A 9,550-nucleotide genomic window follows, 5' to 3' on the forward strand; every position below is an offset into this window, starting at 1 on the left:
CGACATGATCCCGGCAGGCGCCGGGACGACGGGGATGGATGCATGACGATCGGTACTGAGCGGCTGCAACGCCGGATGGCGCGCGGCGCCGCGTTCCTCGGGTCGGAGGTCGCGATTCTCGGCGGCGCGATGTCCTGGGTGAGCGAGCGACACCTCGTCTCGGCGATCTCCAACGCGGGCGGGTTCGGCGTGATCGCGTGCGGGGCGATGACGCCTGCGCTGCTCGATACTGAGATCGCCGCGACCAAGGCTCTCACGACCAAGCCGTTCGGCGTGAACCTGATCACCATGCACCCCGATTTGTTCGAGTTGATCGCGGTCTGCGCCAAGCACAAGGTCGGCCACGTCGTGCTCGCCGGTGGCCTGCCGCCCAAGGGCAGCATCGAGGCGATCAAGGAAACGGGCGCGAAGCTGATCGCGTTCTCGCCGGCGCTGGCGCTGGCGAAGAAGCTGATCCGCAGCGGCGTCGATGCGCTGGTGATCGAGGGGATGGAGGCCGGCGGGCATATCGGTCCGGTCTCGACCAGCGTGCTGGCGCAGGAAATGCTGCCCGAGATCGCGGAGCAGGTGCCGGTGTTCGTCGCGGGCGGGATCGGTCGCGGCGAGGCGATCGCGGGGTATCTCGACATGGGCGCGGCGGGCGTCCAGCTCGGCACGCTGTTCGTGTGCGCGACCGAATCGATCGCGCACGCCAATTTCAAGAAGGCGTTCATCCGGGCGTCGGCGCGCGATGCGATCGCCAGCGTGCAGATCGATGCGCGGCTTCCGGTCATTCCGGTACGTGCGCTAAAGAACGCGTCGAGCGAGCTGTTCACGGCGAAGCAGCGCGAGGTCGCCGGGCATCTCGACGGTGGTGTCGTCGAAATGGCCGAGGCGCAGTTGCAGATCGAGCATTACTGGGCGGGTGCGCTACGTCGTGCGGTGATCGACGGCGACGTCGAGCATGGCTCGGTGATGGCGGGCCAGTCGGTCGGCATGGTCAAGCGCGAGGAGCCGGTCGCGGACATCATCGGCGGGCTGATGGCGCAGGCCGCGGCGGCGCTGGAAGCGCGCGCGGTTTGAGGCGGTACTGATCCTCCCCCTTGGCGGGGGAGCATCGAGAGGACGACGTCTTTTGAGTATTCATCCAGCACCACCCCGGCGGAGGCCGGGGCCCAGTTGGGGAACGTCGCTGACTGATGTCGCGCTCCGTTACTGTGACCTTTCCAACTGGGCCCCGGCCTTCGCCGGGGTGGTGGAGTAGCGGGTGAGGTTCACGCGGCATCACATCCCTCGCGCCAGCGCGAACCCCCAACCCCGTCCCCTCTCCACTCGCCGCAAAGCGCGTACGGCTTACGTCTCGTTAACCTAATCCCCGCCATAGAGTGTCCCGTCGGGGGACGTCATGAGGTGGTTGCGATGAGTCGTCGGTTTGCTTTGCTGTCCGTTACCGCGCTGGGCCTGCTGGCCGGTTGCGCACAGAAACCACGGACCGTCGCGCAGGTCGCGCCGCCCGTGATCATGGTGCCGGTGCCTGCGCCGACGATGCCGAAGGGCGCGTCGCCGACCATCGTCATCCCGGTCGCGCTCGCCGATGGCACCTATCCCACGCCGAATCGCAACCTGACGACGTCCGCCAAGGTCTGGCATCTCCGCGCCGCGCTCAACGTCGCCGCGCTGGCGTGTCGCGGGCCGCAGGAAGTGGTGATCGTCGCGGGCTACAACGCGCTGCTGTCGGCGCAGAAGCCGGTGCTCGCCAAGGCCGAAGCGACCTACGCGAGCGAATACAAGTCGGGCGGCGGCGACTGGCAGGATCGCTACGATGATTCGATGACGCGGCTCTACAACTTCTTCTCGCAGTCGCCCGCGCGCGATGACTTCTGCGCCGCGGCCGGCACGGTGCTCGCCCAGAGCGCCGGTCTGACCGCCGAAGCCTTGCCCACGTTCGCCGCCCAGAATTTGCCCGTGCTCGAGCGGCCGTTCACCGATTTCTACCGGGCGGTCGATGCCTGGCGCGGTCGCACGGTGCGTCCGGTCCAGCCGCAGCTCGCCGTCTCGCGCCAATATGCGTCGAACATGCCGGTGCAGACGATCACGCAGGCGCGTCTCCAGCCGATCTCGCAGCCGGTACCGCCCGCGCAGCCTCGCCTGAAACTCGACGCCAGCGTCTTCCAGTAAGACCCTTTGAATCCTCCCCCGCCAGGGGGAGGTGGCGCGAAGCGACGGAGGGGGAGGACACGGGGCAGGCGTGACCGCTTGCCTCCCCCTCCGTCTGGCAAGCGCCAGCCACCTCCCCCGAGCGGGGGAGGATCGAGTTAACCCTTTCCTCGCCATCACCGGCATCGTGCAGCAAAGCTTGGCTTCCCTGCAAAGACTGGGTTAACAGCCGCGGGAATGGCTGAGGTTTCAGATCGTCCGGCGGAAGGCCGCTTCGAAGGGCGCGAGCACCGGTTTCCGGTGCGCGTCTATTTCGAGGACACCGATCTGTCGGGCGCGGTCTATCACGCCAATTACCTGCGCTACATGGAGCGCGCGCGGTCGGACATGCTGCGGGTCGGCGGGATCGACCAGCGCGCGACGTTCGAGGCGGGCGAGGGCTCCTACGCGATCGCGAGCGTCGCCATCCGCTATGCCGCGCCGGCGAAGCTCGACGACGCCTTGCTGGTCGTCTCGCGGATACGCCGTGTCCGCTCGGCCGGGGTCACCATTCATCAAAGGGTCATGCGCGACGGGCTTGTCTTGGCCGAGGCGGACGTGGTGGCGGCATTGGTCGCTCCCAATGGCCGCCCACGCCGCCAGCCGCGCGCCTGGATCGATATCTACGAACGCCTTGTCTGGCAGGGGGAAGCATGAATCCGGTGTTGACTATGGATAGCGCGACGCTGTCGCCGATCCACTTGTTCCTCCAGGCCGACTGGGTGGTGAAGGGCGTGATGATCGGGCTGTTGCTCGCCAGCATCTGGACCTGGGCGCTGATCGTCGCGTTCTGGCGGCGGATCGGCAAGACGCGCAAGGGCATGACCCGGTTCGAGCGCGATTTCTGGAAGGCCGAGGATATCGACGTCTTCTACAAGGCGGAGGGCGAGAACGACCTGCCGTCGGCACGCGTGTTCGCCGCCGGCGTCACCGAGTGGCGGCGCTCGACCGCGGGTGGCACGATCGACAAGAGCGGCACACGCGAGCGGCTGGCGACGACGATGGGTGCTGCGGTCGCGGGCGAGATCGACAAGCTGTCGGACCGGCTGAACGTGCTGGCAACGGTCGGCTCGGTCGCGCCGTTCGTAGGGCTGTTCGGGACGGTCTGGGGCATCATGCGAAGCTTCACGAGCATTGCGGCGGCGCAGAACACGTCGCTGGCGGTGGTCGCGCCGGGGATCGCGGAGGCCTTGTTTGCGACCGCGATCGGCCTGTTCGCGGCCATCCCCGCGGTGATCGCGTACAACCGGTTCAGCCACGGCATCAACCGGATCGAGGCGAGCCTCAACCGGTTCGCCGACGGCTTCCACACGACCCTCTCGCGCCAGCTGGACGGCTCGCGATGAGCAGCCTTCTCATTCCCCTCCCGCTTGCGGGAGGGGTCAGGGGAGGGGCTTCTACCTTCTCCTCCGACGACGGTAATCGCGGCACTGCCCTCCCCCGACCCCTCCCGCGAGCGGGAGGGGAGTAAGGTGGCGATGAACCTTCCCTCTTCCCGTGGTCGCGGCCGTCGCGCGCCGATGGCGGATATCAACGTCACGCCGCTGGTCGACGTGATGCTCGTGCTGCTTATCATCTTCATGGTGACCGCGCCGTTGATGACCGCGGGCGTACCAGTGAACCTGCCCGACGCGCGCGCGAAAGCGCTCGACCAGGAGCAGAAGCCCGTCGAGATCTCGATGGACGGTACCGGCGCACTGTTCATCGACAAGGATCAGGTGACCGACGATGCGCTGCCGGTACGATTGGCCGCGATCGCCGCCAGCCGTGCGGTGGGCGACGAGCCTCAGGTGTTGCTGCGTGCGGACCGGAAGCTCGATTACGGCCGCGTGATGCGCGTGATGGGCGAACTCAACCGCGCCGGGCTGAACCGCGTCGCGCTGGTGACCGTCGAGGGTAACCAGAACTGATGGCTGGCTGATGGACCGTTCGGAGAAGATCGGCCTTGGCGTCGCGGTCGTCGGGCACGTCCTGCTGTTCGGCGCGCTGTCGCTCGGCTTTCTCGGTGCGCCCGAACTGCCGAAGAAGATCGAGCAGCAGCCGATCGACGTGAGCCTCGTGCCCGATGTGGCGCTAGAGGCGACTGCGCCGCAATCGGTGGAGACGCCGGCCGAGTCGGTCGCGCTGGACGAGGGTGCGCCTGAGGATGCCGCGCCGCCGGCTCCGGAAGAAGCCGAGCCCGAGCCGAAGCCCGATCCCGTGCCGCCTGTGCCGCAGCCCAAGCCCGCACCACCGAAACCTGCGGCCAAGCCGCAGCCGGCACCCGAGCCGAAGCCTCAGCCCAAACCCAAGCCCGCGCCGCCGAAACCCGTCGCCAAGCCCGCGCCGGTCTCTAAGCCCGTCGTGAAGCCACAGCCCAAGCCCGAGAAGGCGCCACCCGCCAAGGCCGCGCCCGCGAAGTCCGCGCCGACCAAGGCTGCGGCGAAACCGAGTGCCGCGCCCGCGAAGACGTCGTCTTCCGCATCGTCGGCCAAGCCCGCCAAGCCGTCCTCGACCAAGGGCAGCGGCTCGATCGCCGAGGCGAAAGCGTCGCGGCCACGCGGGTCGCGGCTCGGCGACAATTTCCTGAAAGGACTGTCGGCCGATCCGTCGCCGAGCAAGTCGGAAGCGCCCAAGGCGGCCAAGCTCGGCGCGCAGGCGGCGGCGAACATCGGTTCGGCGATCCTGCGCCAGGTGCAGCCGTGCGCCAACCGCCAGGTTACGCCAGGGCCTGGCGCCGAGCGGATTCGCGTGACGATCAACCTGAAGCTCAACCGCGACGGCACGCTGAAATCGCGGCCGACGATCAGTGGTCATGCCGGCGTCGACGACGACAACCGGCGCTATGTCGACCGCGTCGACGATCTGGCGATCGCGACCTTCGTCGGGTGTTCGCCGCTACGCGGTTTGCCCGACGACCTGTATGACGTGCAGAACGGCTGGAGCAATTTCAGCCTGCGCTACAAACTTCCCGGCTGAGGATGTCCGTTATGACTCGATCGATCCTGGGGTTTTTCCCTTTGCGCCAGCTGCTTCCAGTTGCGGGTGACCACCTGTCGCATAGTAACCACCCCGGCGAAGGCCGGGGCCCAATTGGGAAGGTCGATGTAATGATGCGCAACGCTCCCTCAGTGGCGTCCCCCAATTGGGCCCCGGCCTCCGCCGGGGTGGGGTTTGTGTGGGGTGGGCGTAAGGTTCGATCGGTAATGGCTTCGGTTGGGCTGCTCGCGTCCGTCTCCGGTACCGCCAGCGCGCAGGACGCACCCGCCCTAGCACCACAGCAAGCCCCCGCCGATCCAGCCGCCCCAGCCCCGGCAGGCGATCAGTCCGGTGGACTCGTGGTCGACGTGACCGGCGGCATCTCCGCGCCGATGCCGATCGCAATTCCCGTCATGCCGACGTCCGCGGTCGTCTCGACGCCCGCAGGATCGACCGACGTGCTCGGGCGCCAGCTCGCCGACATCGTCACCAACGATCTGCGCAACTCGGGCCTGTTCACGCCGCTTTCGCCCGGCCAGCTCCGCCCGATCACCTTCCCCGAAGTCACAGCACCCGGGTTCGACTACTGGGGCAGCACCGGTGCGCAGGCGCTGGTGCAGGGCTTCATCCGAGCGAACGGCGACGGCAATCTGACCGTCGGCTGCTACCTCTACGACGTATCGTCGAAGGCCGAACTGACCCGCACCGGATTCGTCGTACCGCCCTCGGACTGGCGTCGCGCAGGGCACAAGTGCGCCGACATGGTCTACACCCGGCTCACCGGCGAAGGCGCGTATTTCGATAGCCGCGTCGTCTATGTGTCCGAGACCGGGCCCAAGGGACGCCGGATCAAGCGGCTCGCGATCATGGATCAGGACGGCGCCAATCACCGCTTCCTGACCAACGGCCAGTCGATCGTGCTGACGCCGCGGTTCGCGCCGAACCAGCAGTCGATCGTCTATATGAGCTATCTCAACAATCGCCCGGCGATCTATGTCTACGACATCGGCTCGGGCAAGCAGCGGCTGGTGGTCGCGAACGCGAATTTGACATTTGCGCCGCGCTTCTCGCCGGACGGTCGCAACATCCTGTTCTCGATGGCGCAGGGGGGGAATACCGACGTCTACCGCGTCTCGTCGCAGGGCGGCACGCCGCAACGCCTGACCAATTCGCCGGGAATCGACACCGGCGGCAGCTATTCGCCCGACGGCTCCAAGATCGTGTTCGAGAGCGATCGCTCGGGCGGGCAGCAGATCTACGTGATGAACGCGGACGGATCGAACCAGCAGCGGATCAGCTTCGGCGGCGGGCGCTATGCGACGCCGGTGTGGAGCCCGCGCGGCGACCTGATCGCGTTCACCAAGCTTGGTGGCGGCTTCCGCATCGGCATCATGAGCCCGAGCGGCGGCGGCGAGAAGCTGCTGACCAACGACTGGCAGGACGAGGGGCCGAGCTGGTCGCCGAACGGTCGCGTGATCAACTTCTATCGCTCGGGACGCGGCAGCGGCGGCAAGGCAGACCTCTGGTCGGTCGACCTCACGGGCGTCAACGAGCGGAAGATCCCGACGCCGCTCGACGGCTCCGATCCGGCATGGGGCCCCCTGCGGCCCTGAACCTGCTATGGGGGCACTAACGGGAAACGTGATTTTCTACGGGAGACTATCTATGTCGAAGCTTTCCAACATCTTGCTTGCGTGCACCGCGCTGATCGCCGTCGCCGGCTGTGCCAAGAAGCGTCCCGAAGTGCTGCCGCCCGCACCGGTCGACAACAACGCGCCGGTCGATCCGAATGCGGGCCAGAACGGCGGCAATGTCGGTGGTGCGATCGTGCCGGGGTCGGATGCCGACTTCCAGCGCTCGGTCAGCTCGAACACGGTGAATTTCGGGCTCGACATGTACGACATCGATCCGACCGCGCGCGCGATCCTCGACAGCCAGGCGCAGTGGCTGGCGAAGTTCCCGAACCAGCGCATCACGATCGAAGGCCATGCCGACGAGCGTGGCACGCGCGAGTATAACCTCGCGCTAGGCGATCGTCGTGCGAACGCGACCAAGAACTATCTGGCGGCAAAGGGCGTGTCGTCGTCACGGATGACGACGATCAGCTACGGCAAGGAGCGCCCGGTGGCGATGGGCTCGGACGACCAGAGCTGGGCAGCGAACCGTCGTGCGGTCACGGTAGTGCTGAACTAGGGCGTTTCCTCGCAAAGTGCGATAATATCGGGATTGAGGTGATGCTGGGTGCGTAAGACATCGCCCACATCACCTCGGCCGGTTTGCAGGCGTTTCGGGGCGGAGGGTGCATTCGTTATGAGGACGCGATGCCTCGGCGTACCCGGTCAGGCGTACGAGCAGGGACATGGACTGGACCGCTCCGATATCCTCGACGCCAAGGAAATCGTCCGAAGGACGATCTCGATCATCGGCGATCGAAACTCGCCGTGCCCAGCGCAACGCGCGTAACCCTCGATAGGCTTTGGGTAGCCGTGGCTTGGCGGTTGCGGGATGGGCCGGTGACCTCGCCCGGCAGGTGATCTCGCCCAGTCAGCAATGCTCGCCAAACCACGCTACTGAATAACCATGCGCTCTAGTCACTCGTGGTTTCCTGGTCTCTCACCGATTGTCTGCGCACCACCGCCATCAGGTCGCGTATCGCCGGCCGTGAGAACACGTACAGCCAGGCGGCATAAATCGAGGCACCTGCCATGACGAGTATCGTCAGTCGCAACGTAACACCCAATGGTCGTATGCCGCGGTCGATCAGTCCGATGATCAGTGCCATCGCGATCGCTGCCAGCGCAGGGGGGGCCATGGCGCGCGCAAAGTCGCTCAGGGACACGCCGATGACGGGCAAAGTCCGCCACGCGCTTATACCGAGATAAACGGGATACGCCGCGATCCACGCGGCGCCCAGGCCGATCGGTCCCCACTGCGCGCCGGCCAGGAACGCGATCGTCAGAATCAACGCCCCGACCGCGCCGTTCTGTACCCCGATCCCCGGTCGTCCGCACGCATCGGATGCTGGCACCAGCAATATCTGCAGCGTCATGAACGGCATCGCGAGTGCCAGCAGTCTAACCACGGATGCCATCTCGTGCCATTTGTCACCGAGGATGGTCAGCACGAGCGGTTCGGCGGTCGCGGCCAGCCCCATATAGACCGGCATCGCAACGATCATCACCATCCGCAGGCCTTTCACGAACGCGCGGCCGATCGCACCCGGCTCATGATACATCCGTGCATAGGCGGAGAACGCGACTTCGTTCAGCGGCGGCACGAACTTCGCGACGAAGATCTGCGCCAGGAACAGACTGGTCGTATAGATGCCGAGCATGTGGGCGGAGAAACTACGCCCGGCGATGGCCACGTCGGCTTGGCTCTGGAGAAACAGGCATAGCTGGCCCGCGGCCATCATGCCGCCGTACCGCGCGACCGGTCCCGCACCCCGAAAGTCGAAACTCGGCCATACGAGCGACCGTGCGCCCCACGTCATCATCGCTCCGCGGATCCCGAACAGGACGATCGGCGCGAGCACCAGCGTCCATATCCCGAGCCCATAGAGCGCTCCGCCCAGTGCGGTGATCGCAGACGCGACCGACGCAACGACGTTCGCCTTGGCCTGGTGGCGGAAATCCATCGCCCGTGCGAGCAGCGCGTAGGGCAATACGATGAACGGCGTCGTCAGATGCAGCACGGCCTGAACGCGCAGCATGTCGCCGACGATCGGCTGCCGGTAATATGCGGCAGCCCAAGGAGCGAGCGCCAGTTGACCGATGGCCAAGGCAAGGTTGAGGACGATCAGCATGCCGAACAGCTGGCGCACGTCGCGGTGTTCGACGGTCTTTTGTCGGATCAGCCCATTGGCGAGCCCATAGCCGTCGAGCATTGCCAGGAACGCGATCACCACCTGACCCATCGCGAACAGCCCGTAATCGGCGGGTACCAGAATGCGGATTACCGCAAAGGTGGCGGCCCACTGGATGAGTTGCGCGACGATCTGGCTACCCGAGCGCCACAGGAGCGCCGTCCGAATTTGTCCGGGCAGAAGGCTTTCCGCGGATCCGGCGCCGGGAACTGGGGGGAAGTCGACGGTGTCCATCGTATTGCTGGTATAAGGGGTCGGTCTTCACAACCGCTTAAGCGCGACGCGTCCGCTCTATATCTCAGACTCACGAAGTCGATCTTGAGAGATCAGGGCAACCAGCAATCCCGTATCCGTTGGCAGCGGATTGCCATGAGCACCAATTCCAAGGGCATGGGCGTTACAAACGCGTCAGCCGGCAAAAATTGCCACAAATATGAAAGATTGTGTTTGACGCGAATCGGAACCCCGCCTAGAGGGGTGTCACCGCAGCGGAGTGCCTTACGGGCTTCTGCGACGGTCGCAAAAAACCAGATGCTGCAAGCTTTCCGGAAG

At 66.0% G+C, this 9,550-nt stretch carries 10 protein-coding genes; 9 read left to right on the plus strand and 1 reads right to left on the minus strand.

What is annotated here, in order from left to right:
- Positions 1-42: 42 nt before the first annotated feature.
- From IFT67_RS12890 to IFT67_RS12930, 9 genes are all read left to right on the plus strand, one after another.
- Positions 43-1,062 carry an NAD(P)H-dependent flavin oxidoreductase gene (locus tag IFT67_RS12890; protein WP_192238622.1) on the plus strand — a complete coding sequence of 340 codons (1,020 nt, stop codon included), beginning with the start codon at positions 43-45 and terminating at the stop codon, positions 1,060-1,062.
- Positions 1,063-1,398: 336 nt separating this feature from the next.
- Entirely contained in the window at positions 1,399-2,157 is a 759-nt protein-coding gene (locus IFT67_RS12895; protein WP_192238623.1) for a hypothetical protein, read from the plus strand.
- A gap of 216 nt (positions 2,158-2,373) precedes the next feature.
- Positions 2,374-2,832: a YbgC/FadM family acyl-CoA thioesterase gene (locus tag IFT67_RS12900; protein ID WP_056487236.1), complete on the plus strand. Its 459-nt coding sequence runs from the start codon at positions 2,374-2,376 to the stop codon at positions 2,830-2,832.
- On the plus strand, positions 2,829-3,521 hold the full coding sequence (gene tolQ / locus IFT67_RS12905; RefSeq protein WP_056053223.1) for a protein TolQ: 693 nt from the start codon (positions 2,829-2,831) through the stop codon (positions 3,519-3,521). Before IFT67_RS12900 ends, tolQ begins: the two co-directional genes overlap by 4 nt.
- Positions 3,522-3,647: 126 nt before the next feature.
- Positions 3,648-4,085, plus strand: a complete 438-nt coding sequence (gene tolR, locus IFT67_RS12910) for a protein TolR (RefSeq protein ID WP_056053220.1) — start codon at positions 3,648-3,650, stop codon at positions 4,083-4,085.
- Between the two features lie 10 nt (positions 4,086-4,095).
- Positions 4,096-5,133, plus strand: coding sequence for a cell envelope integrity protein TolA (gene tolA, locus IFT67_RS12915; protein WP_192238624.1), 1,038 nt, complete (start codon positions 4,096-4,098; stop codon positions 5,131-5,133).
- Positions 5,134-5,360: 227 nt separating this feature from the next.
- Positions 5,361-6,746, plus strand: a complete 1,386-nt coding sequence (tolB, locus tag IFT67_RS12920) for a Tol-Pal system beta propeller repeat protein TolB (protein ID WP_192238625.1) — start codon at positions 5,361-5,363, stop codon at positions 6,744-6,746.
- A gap of 52 nt (positions 6,747-6,798) precedes the next feature.
- Positions 6,799-7,326 carry a peptidoglycan-associated lipoprotein Pal gene (pal, locus tag IFT67_RS12925; protein ID WP_107964487.1) on the plus strand — a complete coding sequence of 176 codons (528 nt, stop codon included), beginning with the start codon at positions 6,799-6,801 and terminating at the stop codon, positions 7,324-7,326.
- A 117-nt stretch (positions 7,327-7,443) separates the two neighbouring features.
- Positions 7,444-7,596, plus strand: a complete 153-nt coding sequence (locus IFT67_RS12930; RefSeq protein WP_192238626.1) for a hypothetical protein — start codon at positions 7,444-7,446, stop codon at positions 7,594-7,596.
- A 124-nt stretch (positions 7,597-7,720) separates the two neighbouring features.
- Here IFT67_RS12930 and IFT67_RS12935 read toward each other — a convergent pair whose 3' ends face one another.
- Positions 7,721-9,232, minus strand: a complete 1,512-nt coding sequence (locus IFT67_RS12935; protein ID WP_192238627.1) for a lipopolysaccharide biosynthesis protein — start codon at positions 9,230-9,232, stop codon at positions 7,721-7,723.
- Positions 9,233-9,550: the final 318 nt, after the last annotated feature.

Source organism: Sphingomonas sp. CFBP 13728 (assembly GCF_014841895.1).
Taxonomy (GTDB): Bacteria; Pseudomonadota; Alphaproteobacteria; order Sphingomonadales; family Sphingomonadaceae; genus Sphingomonas.

Excerpts from the sequence above, each read along its gene's own strand:
- tolB (WP_192238625.1), top strand. The coding sequence starts at position 5,361 with ATGGCTTCGGTTGGGCTGCTCGCGTCCGTCTCCGGTACCGCCAGCGCG.
- IFT67_RS12935 (WP_192238627.1), bottom strand. The coding sequence starts at position 9,232 with ATGGACACCGTCGACTTCCCCCCAGTTCCCGGCGCCGGATCCGCGGAA.
- tolQ (WP_056053223.1), top strand. The coding sequence starts at position 2,829 with ATGAATCCGGTGTTGACTATGGATAGCGCGACGCTGTCGCCGATCCAC.
- IFT67_RS12890 (WP_192238622.1), top strand. The coding sequence starts at position 43 with ATGACGATCGGTACTGAGCGGCTGCAACGCCGGATGGCGCGCGGCGCC.
- IFT67_RS12930 (WP_192238626.1), top strand. The coding sequence starts at position 7,444 with ATGAGGACGCGATGCCTCGGCGTACCCGGTCAGGCGTACGAGCAGGGA.
- IFT67_RS12895 (WP_192238623.1), top strand. The coding sequence starts at position 1,399 with ATGAGTCGTCGGTTTGCTTTGCTGTCCGTTACCGCGCTGGGCCTGCTG.
- tolA (WP_192238624.1), top strand. The coding sequence starts at position 4,096 with ATGGACCGTTCGGAGAAGATCGGCCTTGGCGTCGCGGTCGTCGGGCAC.
- pal (WP_107964487.1), top strand. The coding sequence starts at position 6,799 with ATGTCGAAGCTTTCCAACATCTTGCTTGCGTGCACCGCGCTGATCGCC.
- IFT67_RS12900 (WP_056487236.1), top strand. The coding sequence starts at position 2,374 with ATGGCTGAGGTTTCAGATCGTCCGGCGGAAGGCCGCTTCGAAGGGCGC.